This is a genomic window from Acidovorax sp. 22279 (assembly GCF_052045435.1).
In the GTDB taxonomy this organism is placed as follows: Bacteria; Pseudomonadota; Gammaproteobacteria; order Burkholderiales; family Burkholderiaceae_C; genus Acidovorax; species Acidovorax delafieldii.
The window spans coordinates 128364-145144 of record NZ_JBQEOV010000003.1 but is presented as its reverse complement, the minus strand read 5'-3'; the positions used below and the strand labels follow the sequence as shown (position 1 = coordinate 145144).

10 protein-coding genes are annotated in these 16781 nt (G+C 67.1%); 4 read left to right on the top strand and 6 right to left on the bottom strand.

The window, feature by feature from the left end; genetic code table 11:
• Positions 1-26: 26 nt before the first annotated feature.
• The 3 genes from ACTJKQ_RS05135 to ACTJKQ_RS05125 form a co-directional block, all read right to left on the bottom strand.
• Positions 27-896, bottom strand: a complete 870-nt coding sequence (locus ACTJKQ_RS05135) for a methylglyoxal synthase (protein ID WP_440596221.1) — start codon at positions 894-896, stop codon at positions 27-29.
• A 55-nt stretch (positions 897-951) separates the two neighbouring features.
• Positions 952-1320, bottom strand: a complete 369-nt coding sequence (locus ACTJKQ_RS05130) for a hypothetical protein (RefSeq protein WP_056747520.1) — start codon at positions 1318-1320, stop codon at positions 952-954.
• A gap of 79 nt (positions 1321-1399) precedes the next feature.
• On the bottom strand, positions 1400-7372 hold the full coding sequence (locus ACTJKQ_RS05125; RefSeq protein ID WP_440596337.1) for an alpha-2-macroglobulin family protein: 5973 nt from the start codon (positions 7370-7372) through the stop codon (positions 1400-1402).
• 222 nt (positions 7373-7594) lie between these two features.
• Between ACTJKQ_RS05125 and ACTJKQ_RS05120 the strand changes: the two genes are divergently transcribed.
• Both ACTJKQ_RS05120 and ACTJKQ_RS05115 read left to right on the top strand, forming a co-directional pair.
• Positions 7595-9712, top strand: coding sequence for a catalase (locus ACTJKQ_RS05120; RefSeq protein ID WP_440596220.1), 2118 nt, complete (start codon positions 7595-7597; stop codon positions 9710-9712).
• A 42-nt stretch (positions 9713-9754) separates the two neighbouring features.
• Positions 9755-10363: a hypothetical protein gene (locus ACTJKQ_RS05115; protein ID WP_056061194.1), complete on the top strand. Its 609-nt coding sequence runs from the start codon at positions 9755-9757 to the stop codon at positions 10361-10363.
• Positions 10364-10488: 125 nt separating this feature from the next.
• Here ACTJKQ_RS05115 and ACTJKQ_RS05110 read toward each other — a convergent pair whose 3' ends face one another.
• The 3 genes from ACTJKQ_RS05110 to argH all read right to left on the bottom strand — a co-directional run bounded on the left by ACTJKQ_RS05110 (position 10489) and on the right by argH (position 14697).
• Positions 10489-11946, bottom strand: a complete 1458-nt coding sequence (locus ACTJKQ_RS05110) for a diguanylate cyclase domain-containing protein (RefSeq protein ID WP_440596219.1) — start codon at positions 11944-11946, stop codon at positions 10489-10491.
• Positions 11947-12178: 232 nt separating this feature from the next.
• Positions 12179-13168 carry a Bug family tripartite tricarboxylate transporter substrate binding protein gene (locus ACTJKQ_RS05105; protein WP_099729640.1) on the bottom strand — a complete coding sequence of 330 codons (990 nt, stop codon included), beginning with the start codon at positions 13166-13168 and terminating at the stop codon, positions 12179-12181.
• A 41-nt stretch (positions 13169-13209) separates the two neighbouring features.
• Positions 13210-14697 (bottom strand): argininosuccinate lyase, encoded by a 1488-nt coding sequence (gene argH, locus ACTJKQ_RS05100; protein ID WP_440596218.1) that lies wholly within the window; start codon positions 14695-14697, stop codon positions 13210-13212.
• 52 nt (positions 14698-14749) lie between these two features.
• Between argH and ACTJKQ_RS05095 the strand changes: the two genes are divergently transcribed.
• Positions 14750-16000 carry a sensor histidine kinase gene (locus ACTJKQ_RS05095; protein ID WP_099729638.1) on the top strand — a complete coding sequence of 417 codons (1251 nt, stop codon included), beginning with the start codon at positions 14750-14752 and terminating at the stop codon, positions 15998-16000.
• Positions 15981-16730 carry a LytR/AlgR family response regulator transcription factor gene (locus ACTJKQ_RS05090; RefSeq protein WP_056061176.1) on the top strand — a complete coding sequence of 250 codons (750 nt, stop codon included), beginning with the start codon at positions 15981-15983 and terminating at the stop codon, positions 16728-16730. Before ACTJKQ_RS05095 ends, ACTJKQ_RS05090 begins: the two co-directional genes overlap by 20 nt.
• The last annotated feature ends 51 nt before the right edge of the window (positions 16731-16781 follow it).

Here is a 16781-nt window from a genome sequence, read left to right as displayed (position 1 = left end):
ACAAACGCGCAGAAATGAAAGCACTATCAGCGCGCCGCGCGCAGGCGCACGGCGTCGCACCAGCGCTGCGCCACGCCCGGCACGGTGACACACACCGCGTCGTGCGTGGCGGTGGTCACGGCGCGCTCCAGCAGCTGGATGTCGGCCTCGTGCTGGCGCGCCACATGCGGGTCCTCAAAAAAAACGGCGCGGTGGCAACGGCGCTCCAACACAAGGTCGGCAATCTGCGCATCGCCACCCAGCGGCCCGCTGTTAAAACGCTGCACCCAGGGCTGCCCTTCGGGCCAGCCCTTGCTCCACGCCAGGGCGTTCAGTCGCTGGCCCGTGGTGCCGGTGGCCACCCGGTGGCGAAACTGCGACAGCACATCAAAGTTGCGATCCGCAAAGTCGAGCATGGCCTGCTTGCACGCGTCGTGCGCAATCAGGGCCAGCGTCTGGGTGCCATGGTCATGAAACCGGTCGGCCTGCGGATCGGGCGGCAACCCGGCGTGGATGCGCTCCATCTCGATCCAGTCGCGTGCGCTGGCCACGGTGGAAAGAAACGGCTTGCCGTGGATCACACACTGCCGCTTGAGGGCCAGCGCCTCGGGGAAGATGGAAGAAGGGTCCACAGGGTCGGTGAGGTAGATCGCGCCATCGAGCGTGCGCCCTTCCCCCATGCCCACCACCTCTGCCACCACTTTCATCAGCCCACCGTCGCGCCCGTAGGGATAGCGCACCAGCGGCCGGTACCCCTGCAGCATGCCCGCAGCGACGATGGCATCGTGCGTGCGGCCCACGGCGTGCAGCCCCAGCTGCAGTTCCCGGATGCCCGCCTCGCAGGCGCGCAGCCAGGCAAAGAGCGCCGCATCTTCGGTGTGGTGGTGCAAGCGGTTGGCAGCAAGACCCAGGATCATGGTGGGTTGACTTTCTGAAAACGAAGGGATCTGAACATCGTAAGCGCCTCACGACTCAACGATCGGAGTGCTCACGGTCAAACCGCCCCTCGGCCTCGGTCAGGTGACGCAGCAGCACATGCGAGATCAGGTTGACGCCGATACCGCCGAACACCACCGGCAGCAGGTACAGCGCAATCGTCAGCTCGGAACTGAACCACACATCGTCGGCCAGCGACGGCGTGCTCTTGGCCTGTGCTGCCATGGACTGCAGCAGGTACACATCCACCCCCGCGATCAGCACCAGGGCCACACCAAACCCCAGCACCGCCCAGCGCGAGATCGACCGCGTGACCAGCAGCAGTGCATAAATGCCCACCGGCAGCACCAGCGAGAACCCCACCAGCAGCCAGAACCGCAGCTCCAGAAAGACGCTGAGGCTCATGGCATGCGTGCCTGGGGTGGGCGACGGGCAAGGCTGTGCATGGCGACGTTATGACGAAGTGGCGTTGGGGTGTGGCGACTTATTTGGCCACCTGCACCTTCACCCGTGCGTTGGGCGACTCGCCAAACATCTCGGGCGCGTACATGGCCTCGACCCGGCTCGGTGGCAGCGCAAAGTCGCCCGCGTTGTTCAGCCGCACGGTGTACTCCATCTTGACGGTGCCCTTGGGCAGGTACTCGTAGTAGCTGCGGAAGGACTCAAAACTGCGCTCCTCGAACGCGGGCCAGCCAGCGCCGCTCTTCTTTTCGCCCTGCGTGGCGATCTCGGAATCGCGACCCAGGCCGCTGCCCAGGATGGTGGCCCCGCCCGGGATGGGGTCGGTGATGGCCACCCAGGTCATGTCGGCCGTGGCGTTGACCTCCAGCGTCACGCGCAGCACGTCGCCGCGTGTGTACTGGCCGGCGGGCAGCGACTTGTTGGCCTGCTCCACCGGGGTGATGGTCTTCTTGATCGCATAGCCCGCCGCGAACGGCGCCTTGAGATCAATGGCCGCCACCGACTGCAGCGTGAGCCAAGGCTTGCCCGGGCCCTGGTGCGCGACGGCCAGCTGCTCCTTGCCGCCCGCCTTGCTCCAGGGCAGGAACATGCCGTTGTTCTTCAGGTTGCCGGGCGATGCAGGGGCGCCAAACCAGGTGATCTGGTTGGGAGCGCCGGTGGCGTCCGACGCCTTCACGCGGTCCACCTTGCTCCAGTCCACGCTGGCGGTGTTGCCACCCATGCTGGCCTTGGTGGTGCCCGACACGGCTGTGGCCTCGAACTTGGCGCTGAATTTTTCCAACGCCAGGCCGCCCCACAGGTTGGCCGTGGTGGTGTGCCAGGCGCCTGCCTGCTGGCGGCTGATGAAACCGTTGGCCAGGCGGCCCATGTCGTCCTTCCAGGCCGGGTCGTCCATCACGGCCAGCATCAGGCGGGCAGTGTTCACGTCGCCGTTCTGCATCAGCCACCACCAGTAGTCGTCCTGCTCGTTGCTGAAGATGAGCTTGGTGCCCTGGAACGACAGGCGGCCGCGCAGGATCTGCATCGCCTCGGCCAGGCGCTTGTCGCGCTCGGGCACATCGGCCACGCGCTTAAGCACATTCACCCAGTCGATCACCGTGTGGGTGGGCCACTGGTTGGGCGCGATGGTGATGCTACTGACCATGCGGCCCTGGGCCTTGCCGTAGCGCGACAGCGCTTCGAGCGCAGCCACCTTGCGCATGTCCAGGTCCTTGCGCGGGCTCCAGAAGTTGCGCTGGATGCGGCCTTCCACAAACGCGATCAGGCCACGCTCCATGGGCGCGCGGGCCTCGTCGGGCAAGGCAAACGCGGGGTTGATGCTGGCGGCCTCGTGCGTGGCGGCCAGCACATAGGCCGTCAGGGTGTCGCTGCCCCGGTTGGCGTCGCCATCGCGCGGCGGGAAGTAATTGGCCAGGCCATCGCTGTCGAGGTAGGTGGGCAACTGCGCCACCACGGTCTGCCACAGCGCGCCATCACGCAGGCCCACGGCCTTGCTGGTCTTTTGCTCCAGGCAGGCAAACGGGTAGCGCGCCCACCAGTCGCGCACCCCGGGCAGGCCTTCGGCCAGCTTGGGCTGCAGCGACATCTTGAGGCCGCCCCGGCCGGGCAATGCGTCGGCAGGTGGGTTCACATCGAGGTTGTAGCTACCGTCCACCTGCACCAGCGTTGCCTGCTGCACGGTGAGCGGCACCGCCTGCACGATGCGCTGGCGGGCCTTGAGGGCGTCGCGGGCACCACTGACCTGGTCCTTGGCTTCGATCTCCCACAGGATGGCCTCGGCGCGCGTCTGCGCCAGCTGCGCTGGGGCCGTCACGTCCCAGGCCACCTCACGCGCCTCTCCCGCCGGTATATCGATGGTCTGCGACTTCAGGTCCAGCAGCGTGGCGCGTGGTGCCACCTCCACCTTCATGGCGGCCTTGGTGGTGTTGCGCAGCGTGATCTGCGCGCGGAACTGGTCGTCCTCGCGCACCAGCGGCGGCAGGCCGCTGATGATCTGCAGGTCCTGCGTGGCGCGGATGCTGGTGCTGCCGGTGCCAAACAGCCCGGTGGACGCATCGGCCACCGCCACGATCTTGAAGGTGGTCAGCGCATCGTTGAGCGGCACGGTGACCTTGGCCTGGCCGTTGGCGTCGAGCTTGAGCGCGGGCTCCCACAGCAGCAGGGTGTCCAGCAGCTCGCGCGTGGGCGACTTGCCCCCACCGCCGCCGGCGGGCACGGCCTTCTTGCCGTAGTGGCGCCGGCCGATGATTTCCATCTGCGCGGTCGATGTCTCCACACCCCAGCTGCGGCGCTGCAGCATGGCTTCGAGCAGGTTCCAGCTGTTGTTGGGCATCAGCTCCAGCAGCGCCTGGTCCACAGCGGCCAGGGCCACTTCGGCATTGGCGGCGGGCTTGCCGCCCGGCAGCGTGGCGGTGATGGTGACCTGGGCCTTGCCGCGCACGGCATAGCTCTCCTTGTCAGCCTGCACCTTCACATCGATCTGGTGGGCCTGCGTGCCCACGCGAATTTCAGCCACGCCCAGGCGGTAGGCGGGCTTGGACAAGTCCACCAGCGCCGTGGGCGCCTGGTATTCCTTGCCTTCGTACCAGAACGAGGTCCACCACTCGCGCGGCGCCTTGAAACCCCAGGTGAAGAAGCTGTACCACGGCACCTCGCGCAGGCGCCCCCGCAAGGCCAGCACGCTCACGTAGACATTGGGTCCCCAGTCGGGCTGCACCTTCAGGCTCACTGTGGGGTCCTGGCCGTTGAGCTGCACCACCTGCGTGTCGATGATGCCCTCACGTTCCACGGCCACCAGGGCCGTGGCAAAGCGGAACGGCATGCGCACCTGGAACTTGGCGGTCTCGCCGGGCTGGTAGCTCTTCTTCTCGGCCAGCAGATCGATGCGGTCGTGGTCTTCGCCGCCAAACCACAGCTCGCCCTGGCGCGTGACCCACACCGACGAAGCGGCCACGCTGGTGTTGCCGTCCTTGTCCGTGGCCGTGACCACCAGCTCCACCTCGCCCGCCTCGTCGAGCTTGGCCTCGCACAGCAACAGGCCGCGCGCGTCGCTTTTGCCGCTGCACAGTGTGCCCAGGTCCTTGGTATCGGTCTGGTTGTCGTAGCTGTAGAAGCCACCCACCATGCGCTTGCGCGTGGTGGTGGTGATGCGGGCCATGGCCTGCACCTGCAGCGAGGTGTCGGCCGCAGGCTTGCCGTTGTGCTGCAGCGCCAGCGCCTGGAAGCGGATCTTCTGGCGCGCAGACACCCAGCCCTCGGTCTTGATGCCTGCCACCACACCGGAGGGCCACAGCGTCTGCGTGCTGCGAATGGTCTGCACCTCGCCATTGGGGTCAGCGTAGGTGGCCTCCAGCAGCAGTTCCTGCGGCTGGCGGGCCTGGGGCATATTGTCGATGGTGACCTTGCCCGCACCGTTCTTGTCGAGGGTGAGCGGCAGCTTGTCGGCAATCACGCGCGCGTCCTGGCTGGCGGTGGCCTCTTCGTCGTCGCTGTTGGCGCTGCTCTGCTCGCGCTTGCGGGGCGGGTTGAAGCGGAAGGTGTCGTAGTCGCTGAACTCCAGGGACTTGCCGCGCACCAGGGCCGACACGCGCACCGGCAGGTTGGCCGCGCCGCCACCGGCCACGTAGTTGATCTGCACGTCGGTGGGCACCGAACGCACGCGCACCAGCGCCTTTTTCTCGACCGGGGCGATGCGGCCTTCCAGCACGGGCAGGCGGAACTCCTCCACGCGGAACGAGCCCGACGCCAGGCTGCCATTCACCGTGCCGTTGCCCCCCAGCTCGACCTGGTACACGCCCAGCTTGGCAGCGGGCGGAATCGCAAAGGTGCTTTGCGCACTGAGCCCCCCGGTGGCCGTGCCGCGCCACACCAGGGGTTGGGTGAACTGCTGGCCGCTGCCCAGGTGGGTGATGACGAGGGTGTCGGGACGCGATGCCGACAGGGCAAAACCCTGGCGCGTTTCAGCGCGCAGAAGGTGCTTCATCGACACGGTTTCGCCCGCGCGGAACAGCGTGCGATCAAAGATGGTGTGGACGCGCTCGTCCGGCGAGGGTGCCCGGCTGGTGGGCACATTGAAGCGCCAGGGCTCAATGCCCCGCTGCCAGTCGCTCCAGGTGAAGGCCATGTCCTCCACGCCATCCACCCCCTTGTGGCGCGCGCTCACAAAGTACGACTGGCCGACCTCGTCCTCAGAATTGGAATTGCAGCCGGGCGGTTCGGACGAAAGGCCCTCCACACGGGCAATACCCTGTGCGTCGGTCACGGCCTGCGCCAGTTCGTTGCCTCGGCAGTCCGACACGCGCACCGTGGCGCCCTGCACGGGCTGGCCCTTGTCCAGCGTGGTGACCCAGGCCATGGCGTTTTCGCGGCCCAGCTTGAAATGCACGCCCAGGTTGGTCACCAGCGCCGAGGTGCGCACGTACATCGTGCGGCCTTCGCCATGGCGGTCGTCCAGCAGCGAGGCGCCGAGCTTTTGCGACGCGATCTCCACCACATGGAAGCCGGGTGTGAGCGGAATGCCCACCACCTCGAACGGGCGCGGGTCGTTGCTCGATGGCTTGGGCAGGTCCAGCGTCTTGACGCCGCCCTTGCCTGCCAGCAGCGACAGCATGCGCGACTGCACGTATTCCTTGTCGTCATCCAGCACCTTGGGCAGGGGGCCGGTCACGTCCTGGCGCGCCTGCTTGCGGTTGACCACGTAACTGTCATAGCGCTGCACCTTGCGAAACCAGGCAATGATGTCCGCGTCGGTGCGGGGCTTGAGCGTGCTCACCTTGCCCGCCGGTGCGGTGGCTGTCGCAACACCCGCTTGCAGGCCCTGCACACGCAGGGCAGCCTCCACGTTGCGCAGCGTCACGGGCAGCAGCGCAGGCGGATTGTCCGACGCGGGGCCTTCGGCAAAACGCTCCACGATGCCAAAAGGCGCCGCTGCAAACTTGGCCAGCGGCGGCATGCCGCCAGTGGACACCTTGAGCGGGAAGTTGTCCGCATTGCGCAGCGCGCGGCCCGAGGCGTCCTTGAAGTCCTTGGGCAGCTCGATGGTGAAAGCGGTGTTCTCGGCCAGCGGCGCGTTGAACTGCAGGCTGTTGACCAGGGCATCGGCCTGGGCACCTTCTGCGCCGCCATCGATCTGGGGCTTGAGGGTTTCCTTGGCGGACTTGAGGCGAATGGCAGCCGCCAGCTTGCGCGGCACGGGCGCGTTGAACGACAGCATCATCGGCCGGATCGGCAGGCAGGCTGCCTGGGCGTTTTCGCGCTCGCAGCTGAACTCGGCCGAAAACGGCTCACGCACCTTGAAGTCAAAGCGTTTTTCCACCGTGTTGGCGACTCCGCTGGGGGTGGCCACCCCCTTGCCGAACACGATCTGCATGCGCGAGCCCGAGGTGAACCGGCGGTTGCAGGCCAGCGTGGCAAAGGACAGGGGCTCGCGTGCTGCGTCTTTCTCCAGGCCCAGGCCCTTGAGGATTTCGGCGCGCTGCGCCCCCTCGATCAAACGCACGGGGATGCGCTCGCCCACGCCTTCGGCCGTGCACCACACGTTGCTCTGCACGCTGGCCGTGGTGGCCGGACCATTGAGGAACAGCACAAAGAACTGCTCTTCGTCGATCTGCTCGTAGGTGCTGGGGCGGAGGTTCTGCACAAATGGCCCGCCGCTATTGAACTGATAGCTCTTGGCGCCCGTCAGTTCTGCGCCAGCGGGCGATTTGAAGCCCGGCTTGACGCTGGCGGTGCAACGCACGCCTGGCGGCAGGTCGCGCTCGAAGTCAAACACCCACTCGCGCTCGCCAGTCCAGCGGCCCGTGCCCTTGGTCACACTGGCGTCGCTGCAGCTCAGGCTCAGGGGTGTGGCCGCCTTGGGGTCCCCAAAATTGACCGCAGCAGCGTCGAACTTGGCCACCACCTGGCGCACGCGCGCCACCTCGCCCTGGGGCGAGAAGCTGGTGATCTGCAGGGCCTGGGCCCCCCAGGCCACCAGAGACAGGCTGGCGGCCAACATCCATTTTTTTGCGTTCACGCTATCCCCTCCGAAGGAACCAGCAAGCGTAACAAAGTGCCATGTCGCCCGGGTGTGTGTTGCAAGCACTTACGTATCGGCCGGGCAAGCCGTCATCACGCGCGCCCGACGACGCGCCGATGGGGCCATGTCCTACCCGCTGGGAACGCTCAGCGCCCAAAGATGGTGGCTTCGTTTTACCCCACGCACCACCCAGGAGCGCCCATGGCACGACCCCCTACCTCGCGCAGCGCGGCCCACAAATCGCCGTCTGCCCTGCCTTCTTCCACCCAGTCCGATAACTTTCGCGGCAACGCGGGCGAGCTGCAGCAACAGGCGGGCGGCAAACACCCGGTGCTGACCACGCAGCAGGGTATTCCGGTTGCCGACAACCAGAACTCGCTGCGCACTGCGCCGCGCGGCCCCACGCTACTCGAAGACTTCATCCTGCGCGAGAAGATCACGCACTTTGACCATGAACGCATTCCCGAGCGCATCGTGCATGCACGGGGCACGGCAGCCCATGGTTTCTTTGAACTCACGCACTCGCTCAAGAAGTACACCACCGCCAAGGTGCTGACCGACATCGGTGTACAGACCCCTGTATTCACCCGCTTTTCGACCGTAGCCGGGGGCGCAGGCTCGGTGGACACGCCGCGCGACGTGCGCGGCTTTGCCGTCAAGTTCTACACGCCAGAAGGCAACTGGGACCTGGTGGGCAACAACATCCCCGTGTTCTTCATCCAGGACGCGATGAAGTTCCCGGACCTGGTGCACGCCGTGAAGATGGAGCCCGACCGGGGCTTTCCGCAGGCGGCCAGCGCGCACGACACCTTCTGGGACTTTGTCTCGCTGATGCCCGAAACCCTGCACATGGTGATGTGGGCCATGAGCGACCGCACCATTCCCCGCAGCCTGCGCATGATGGAAGGTTTTGGCGTGCACAGCTTCCGCCTGCTGAACGCGGCGGGCGAGAGCACGTTTGTGAAGTTCCACTGGCGGCCCAAGCTGGGCATCCAGTCCACCGTGTGGGACGAGGCCGTCAAGCTGCAATCTGCCGACAACGACTACCACCGGCGCGACCTGTTCGAAGCCATCGAGGCGGGCGACTTTCCCGAGTGGGAGCTGTCGGTGCAGCTGTTCACTGAGCAGGATGCCGAACGCTTCCCGTTTGACCATCTCGACCCCACCAAGCTCATCCCCGAAGAACTGGTGCCCCTGCAGCCCATTGGCCGCATGGTGCTCAACCGCTGGCCCGACAATTTTTTTGCCGAGACCGAGCAGGTGGCGTTCTGCCCCGCCAACGTGCCGCCCGGCATCGACTTCAGCAACGACCCCCTGCTGCAGGGCCGCCTGTTCTCGTACCTGGACACACAGCTGTCGCGCCTGGGCGGGCCCAACTTTGCGCAGATCCCCATCAATGCCCCCAAGTGCCCGTTCCACAACATGCAGCGCGACGGGCACATGCAGATGCAGGTGCCCAAGGGCCGCGTCAACTACGAACCCAGCAGCCTGCAGCCTGACACGCCCCGCGCCTCGCTCGCGCAAGGCTTTCGCCACTTCGCGCAGGCCGACGATGGCGTGAAGGGCCGCGTGCGGGCCGAGAGTTTTGCCGACCACTACAGCCAGGCGCGCATGTTCTACCGCAGCCAGAGCCCGCTGGAGCAGGCCCACATGGCCTCGGCGCTGGTGTTCGAGCTGTCCAAGGTCGGCACACCCCATGTGCGCGAAGCGGTGGTGGGCCATCTGCTGCATGTGGACGCAGACCTGGCCCAGCGCGTGGCCGACGGCCTGGGGCTGCCGGCACTGCCCCCTGCCCCGGCCACCACCGAGCCGGTGCAGGACCTGCCCCTGTCGCCCGCCCTGCGCATCATCGACCGCATGAAGCCCACGCTGCAGGGCCGCTCCATCGGCATTCTGGTGGCCGACGGCTCCAACGGCGCCTCGGTGACCAACCTGCGCAAGGCGCTGGAGAAAGTCGGCGCCACCGTGAAGATCGTGGCCCCCAAGGTGGGCGGTGCCGTGCTGAAAGACGGCACGCTGCTGCCCGCCGATGGCCAGCTGGTGGGCACGCCATCGGTGGTGTTTGACGCCGTGGCCTCCATCCTGTCGCCCGACATGGGCGCACATCTGGCCAAGGAGGCGGCGGCCGTCGACTGGTTCCGCGACGCGTTCGGCCACCTCAAGGCCATTGCCGCCTGCAAGGGCACCCGGGCCATCCTGCAGGCAGGTGGCATCGAGCCCGATGCAGGCGTAGTGGACCCGGCCGACGCCCAGGGCTTCATCGCCGCTGCCCAGACCCGCCAGTGGGAGCGCGAACCCAAAGTGCGCACGCTGGCCTGAAGCCCCACCTTTTCGTTCACCCCACCACCCCAAGGAGCCCCCATGCCCAAAAGCCACTACGACAGCCACCAACTCGACGACCTCGTCCTGCAGATGATGGAGACCGAACTCGGCGGCGAACAGGTGTACCGCACCGCCCTCACATGCGCCATCAACCCCGACCTGAAGAAGGAATGGCAAGGTTATCTGGAAGAAACGCTGGCGCACCAGAACGTGGTGCGCGGCATCTGCGATGCGCTGGGCCTGGACCCCGATACGCAGTCGCCCACGCGGGCCGTGGTCAAGCACATTGGCACGTCCCTGGTGCAGGCGATGCAGCTGGCCAAAAAGTCTGGCAGCCCCGACGCTGCACAGCTGGTGGCCTGCGAATGTGTGGTGCACGCAGAGACCAAGGACCACGCCAACTGGGAGCTGCTGGGCCAGGTCGCCAAGGTGGCCACGGGCGATGTGGGCCACACCCTCAAGGTAGCGCACAAGGCCGTGGAAAAAGACGAGGACCACCACCTGTACCACACCAAAGGCTGGTGCCGCGAGTTGGCCATTCAGGCCCTGGGCATGCCTGCCGTGCTGCCCCCGCCCGAGGAGGTCAAGAACGTGGAGACCGCCATTGGCGCATCGCGCGCCGAGCAGCAGCGCACGGCCATGCTGTGACCGGGTTGCGGGGCTGCACGACGACAGGCCCTGTGGCAGCAAACGCTCCTAAAAATATAGCTGCAAGCGCTTTATGCACTAGCGCCTGCAGCTATTTTTGCTTGATTCCGATGCAAACATGCTTCTCAGGCCAAGGGCGGCGGGGTCTCCTGCGGCAACTCTGCAGCGCCGGGGGCTTCGGCCAATGTGGCCAGCCCTTTGCCGCTGCGCTTGCTGGTGTACAGCGCCCGGTCCGCCCGGTCCATGAGCGCGGGCATGGATTCCACAGCAGGGCCCTGGAACAAAGCGACCCCAACGCTTGCGCCGGTCAGCACGTGTTGGCCACTGTCGAGTCCAATGGGCGCCACCAGCGCTGCCAGCACCTTGTGGGCCAGTTCCATGGCGGCCTCCGGGGACGCCACAGCGTTCAACACCAGTGCAAATTCGTCGCCGCCCAGGCGGGCGGCGGTGTCATTGGCACGGGCCAGCCCGGCCAGACGCTGCGCCACACGCACCAGCACCTGATCGCCACTGCCGTGCCCCAGACTGTCATTGACCGCCTTGAAACCATCCAGGTCCACCAGCAGCAATGCGCCCGCACGGTGGTCACGGTAGGCCGTCAGCACCGCCTGCGACAAGCGGTCTTCAAACAGGCGCCGGTTGGGCAGCCCCGTCAGGCGGTCATGGCTGGCCAGCGCCAGCACCTGCTGGTGGGCGCGCACCAGCCGAGCGCTCAACAGCCCCAGCACCAGCGCGAACGCATAGGCCAGCATCACCACCAGCGCGGGTGCACGGCCTGCAGCCCCCCACCCGCCCGTGGGGACCGCGCCCAGGATCCAGCTGCCGCCACCCGGCAAGGGCACATCGAGCGTGGCCGGCTCCTCGTCGAACAACTGAGGGCGGCCGATGAACACCGCGCCCTGCGCGCCCATGGCGTCCAGTCCACGTGCCGCCACCTGAAAACCCATCTGGTCCGAGTTCAGGCCCACGTCGGCGAACAGGGTGTCGGCATTGACGGTGAGCGACACGATGCCCCAGTAACGGGGCCCACCCACCGGTGCACGCCCCGGCGGATGCGCCAGAAACACCGGCGTGCGGCTGATGATGCCGAGCCCCCCTTGCACCAGCGGAATGGGACCCGCAACGACAGTGCGGCGGGTCTGGATGGCCCGCTCCACCGCTCCACGCTGCTGCGGGTTGTCCAGGTACCGCAGGCCAATCGCTCGCTCATTGCCCACGCGCGGGTACACATCGCTGATGACGTTGTCGGGCGCCAGAGCCAGGTTGCGGATATTGCGCTGGTGCTCCAGCAGGCGGCCCACCACGGTGGCAAAGATGTCGGGCGACATGCTGCCCTGTGCGGCAATGAAGGCGGACACCGTTTCGGGCACCGACAGCGTGCTTTGCAATTGCCTGTCCAGGCGGTCGCGGATCTGCAGCAGGTGGCTTTGCGCCTGCGCAGCAATCTCGGCCCGCGCCTTGGTGTGAGAGATATCGATGACCACCCAGGCCAGCAAGGCGGCCAGTGTGCTGCTGCACACACCCACCACGAGGGGCAGGTACCGGTGATGGATCCAGTTCGAAGGGAGGCGGCTGGTGGGCATGAATGAGGTCCGGGATGGGTGCCGGATGGTGCCATGGTCTGTGCAGACCGGCCAGCACCGACTGCGCACGGCGGCCGCTTTGGAGACACCCAGCCGGTCGGTGAGACGGCCCCTTGTGGCCACAGCCCCACGGCACGTACCGCACGTACCATACGCACAGCAAACACCGCCGGTGATGCGAATGCGGAGGGGGGCTGGGGTCAGGCGGCTTCGCAGCAGCCCTCCCCGTCCTTTATTGCGCTACAAACCCGCTGGTCTTGATGATGCGCGTCCAGGCCTCGGTGTAGGCCTTCTCGCGCGTGGCCAGCTGCTGGGGCGACATGTAGCCCACCGTGAGGCCCATGGCGGTGAGGTGCTCGCGCACATCGGGCTGGGCCACCACCTTGGCCAGCGCGTTCGAGAAGTCGGTGATGAACTTTTGCGGCGTTCCGGTGGGTGCGTAGATGCCGTAGTACGGCAGGTCTTCAAAGCCCTTGAGGCCCATCTCGTCGAACGTGGGCACGTCGGGCATGGAGGCCTGGCGCTTGGTGCCCAGCACGCCCACCACGCGCACCTTGCCGGCCTTGTGGTTTTCCATGAAGTCCTGCACCGAGGCCACGCCCGCGCTGATCTGGTTGCCCAGCATGTCGGCCATCATGGGGGCGCTGCCCCGGTACGGCGCCGAGACCAGGTCCAGCTGGTACTTTTGCCCGACCAGCTTGACCAGAAACTCTGGAGTGGAAGCTGGCGCAGGAATGCCCACCGCGCCCTTGCTGCCACCGGCCGTCTTGACCCACTGCACGTATTCGGTGAACGACTTGGCCGGCGTACCGCCCGACACGGCAAACGCATTCACAAACGTGGCAAAACCGCCCACCGCCACAAAGTCGCGCGCGGGTTCGTAGCCGGGGTTCTTCACCACCTGGGGCAGGATGGAGATGGTGTGGTCGTGCGTGAGGAACAGCGTGGTGCCGTCGGGCGCCGAGGCCTTGAGTGCCTGCGCGGCAATCTGGCCGCCCGCGCCGGGGCGGTTTTCGACCACCACAGGCTGGCCCAGCTCATCCTTGAGCTTCTCGGACAGCGTGCGCGCGATGGCGTCCGTACCGCCGCCGGGCGGAAAACCCACAAGCAGGCGGATGGGCTTGGCCTGCTGGGCAGACGCCAGGCCCACGGCCAGCGCGGCCCCCACAAAAGCACCCGTGCGCACAAGGCGGGACAGCAGGCTGCGGCGAGAAGTTGTCATGAAAAAGCTCCAGGGTAGAGGGTCAACAGGCGGTGCAAAGATCAGGCCAGGCGGGCGCGGTGGCGCGCCAGCTGGGCACGCACCTGCGCCGGGGCCGTGCCGCCCAGCGTGTTGCGGGCGTTGAGCGAGCCCCGCAGGCTCAGGCACTCGTACACATCCTTCTCGATGGCGGGGTGAAAGCCCTGCAGCACGGTCAGGGGCAGCTCCGACAGGTCACACGCATGGGTGGTGGCCGCCTTCACGGCGTGGGCCACCGTCTCGTGCGCATCGCGGAAGGGCAGGCCCTTCTTGACCAGGTAGTCGGCCAGGTCGGTGGCCGTGGCATAGCCCTTGAGTGCGGCCTGCTCCATGGCCTGGGCGTTGACGGTGATGCCGCCCTCATTCTTGCCCGTGGCGGGGTTCAACTGGCCGCCGACCATCTCGGCGAAGATGCGCAGCGTGTCCTTGAGCGTGTCCACGGTGTCGAACAGCGGTTCTTTGTCTTCCTGGTTATCCTTGTTGTAGGCCAGGGGCTGGCCCTTCATCAGCGTGATCAGGCCCATCAGGTGACCGACCACGCGGCCCGTCTTGCCGCGCGCGAGTTCGGGCACGTCGGGGTTTTTCTTCTGCGGCATGATCGACGAGCCAGTGGTGAAGCGATCCGCAATCTTGATGAAGCCGAAGTTCTGGCTCATCCAGATGATGAGTTCTTCGGACAGGCGGCTCACGTGCACCATGCACAGGCTGGCGGCAGCGGTGAATTCGATGGCGAAGTCGCGGTCGCTCACGGCGTCCAGGCTGTTCTGGCACACCACGGGGGAGCCGTTCGCATCCACCATGCCCAGCGTCTTGGCCACGCGCTCGCGGTCCAGTGGGTAGGTGGTGCCGGCCAGGGCCGCGCTGCCCAGCGGCAGCACATTGGTGCGGCGGCGCACGTCGGCCATACGCTCGGCGTCGCGCTTGAACATCTCCACGTAGGCCAGCATGTGGTGGCCAAAGCTCACGGGCTGGGCCACCTGCAGGTGGGTGAAGCCGGGCAGGATCACCTCGACGTTCTGCTCGGCCACATCGACCAGCGACACCTGCAGCTCTTTGAGCAGGTCGCCGATCAGGTCGATCTCGCCGCGCAGCCACAGGCGCACGTCGGTGGCCACCTGGTCGTTGCGGCTGCGGCCGGTGTGCAGTCGCTTGCCAGCGTCGCCCACCAGCTGCGTCAGGCGGGCTTCGATGTTCAGGTGCACGTCTTCCAGGTCCAGCTTCCACTCGAAGGCGCCGGACTCGATTTCCGACGTGATCTGGGCCATGCCGCGCTGGATGGAGGCGTGGTCTTCGGCACTGATGATGCCCTGCGCGGCCAGCATTTCGGCATGCGCCAGGCTGCCTGCAATGTCGGCCTGCCACAGGCGCTTGTCGAAGAAAACGCTGGAGGTGTAGCGCTTGACCAGGTCGCTCATGGGCTCGGAAAACAGCGCCGACCAGGCCTGGGCCTTGGTGTCGAGCTGGTTGTGGGACGGCGCAGAGTCGGCGCTGGTGGCTTGGGCTTTGGACATAAGGAGGGCAATAATCCGGTGGTTCAGACACCCGGACTGTCCGGATGCCGCAATGCAAAACACCCAAATTTTATCGACCCAGCCCCCGCCGCCGGATTCCGCCCTGCCAGACAGGCCTGCGCGCAGCGTGCGGGCCGCTGCGGGCGCCGGGCCTGGCGGGCAGCCGCCACGTGGGCGGGCCCTGGTGTTCGATGCGTGCCAGGTCGGTGTGGTGCTGCGGGCGGTGCTGTTTGTGGAGGTGGTGGTGGGCGTGGGTGCCATGTATGGCGCCGGCAGCCCCGTCGAATGGCTGGCCAGCCTGGCGCTGCTGACCGGCGGCGCGCTGCCGGCCACGCTGGTGTGGCTGATCACGGCCTGCAGCCTCAAGACGGTGCTGCAGCGCCTGTCCACCGCGCAGCAATATGCCGCCGGGGTGCTGCTGGGGGCCGTGGCCGGTGCCTATGCCTGCGCCATGCTGGCGCTGGTGGGCCTGTCGGCATCGCCGCCCTGGCTGGCCAGCGCAGCGACAGGCGCGTTGCTGGCGGCCATGCTGGTGGCTGCGCTGGTGCTGCGCGCCCGCGGCCGCACCCCGGCAGCCACCACGGCGCGCCTGACCGAGCTGCAGTCGCGCATCCGCCCGCATTTTTTGTTCAACACACTCAACAGCGCCATTGCGCTGGTGCGTGAGGAGCCGGCCAAGGCCGAGTCGCTGCTCGAAGACCTGTCGGACCTGTTCCGCGTGGCCCTCATCGAGCAGGGCGAATCGACCACGCTGGCCGAGGAGATCACCCTGGCGCGCCGCTACCTGGGCATTGAGCAGGTGCGCTTTGGCAAGCGACTGCAGGTGCAGTGGAACCTGGACCCACGCACCGACAGCGCGCGCCTGCCGCCGCTGCTGCTGCAGCCGCTGGTGGAAAACGCCGTCAAACATGGCGTGGAGCCCAGCGCCCGGGGCGGCAAGCTGCGCGTGCTGACCGAGCTGCGCGGCACCCGCGTGGTGGTGCGCATCACCAACACCCTGCCCCCCAAAGAGGGCAAAACCGGCAAACACGACGAGCCCAGCACGCGGGGCCATGGCATCGCACTGGCCAACGTGCGCGCGCGGCTGGCCTTGCTGCATGACGTGCAGGGCGAATTCACCGCTGGCGTGCAGGACGGGCTGTACCAGGTGCGCATCACCCTGCCCGCCGCCGACCCCACCCCTGCCGCCCGCCCGCGCACGCCCTTGCGCGGGCGTGGCGACCTGCGGGGCGGCTACCGCCGAGGCGCGGTGGCCCCGACCGAACCTACCCCCTCCAAACCCCATGAACATCCTGATCGTTGACGACGAAGCCCTGGCGCGCAGCCGCTTGCGCACCCTGCTGTCCGACTGCTCGGACATCCAGCGCTGCACGGTGGCAGAGGCCTCCAACGCCGCCGAGACCATGGCGCTGCTTGGTCCCACCGGGGGGCGTGGGTACGACCTGGTGCTGCTGGACATCCACATGCCCGGCCAGGACGGCCTGGCCCTGGCCCATGCACTGCAGGCCCTGCCCCAGCCCCCGGCCGTGGTGTTTGTGACGGCCCACGCCGACCACGCAGTGAGCGCGTTCGAGCTGGATGCCGTGGACTACCTGACCAAACCCGTGCGCCGTGAGCGCCTGCAGCAGGCCCTGGCCAAAGTGCAGCGCACCAGCCGCCCCGCAGGGCCCAGCGCCGTGCCCAGCCTGCCCGAGGGCGAGACCCTGCTGATCCAGGACCGGGGCCGCACCGAACGCCTGCCGCTGACCGAGGTGCTGTACTTCAAGGCCGAGCAGAAATACGTGACCGTGCGCACCACCACGCGCAGCTACATCATGGACGGCTCGCTGAGCGAGCTGGAAGCCAAGTTTGCACCGCGCTTCCTGCGCATCCACCGCAATGCGCTGGTGGCGCGCCGCGCCGTGCGCGCGCTGGAAAAGCACTACGACCCAGAGGAGGGCGAAGGCTGGGCGGTGCGGTTACAGGGATCGACCGAGCTGCTGGCGGTGTCGCGGCGGCAGGTGGCGGCCGTGCGCGAGGAGCTGGCGCGCTAGCAGGAGGGCTGCGCAGGCCTGTGAGGGCCTTGGAACACCTCTACAGATATT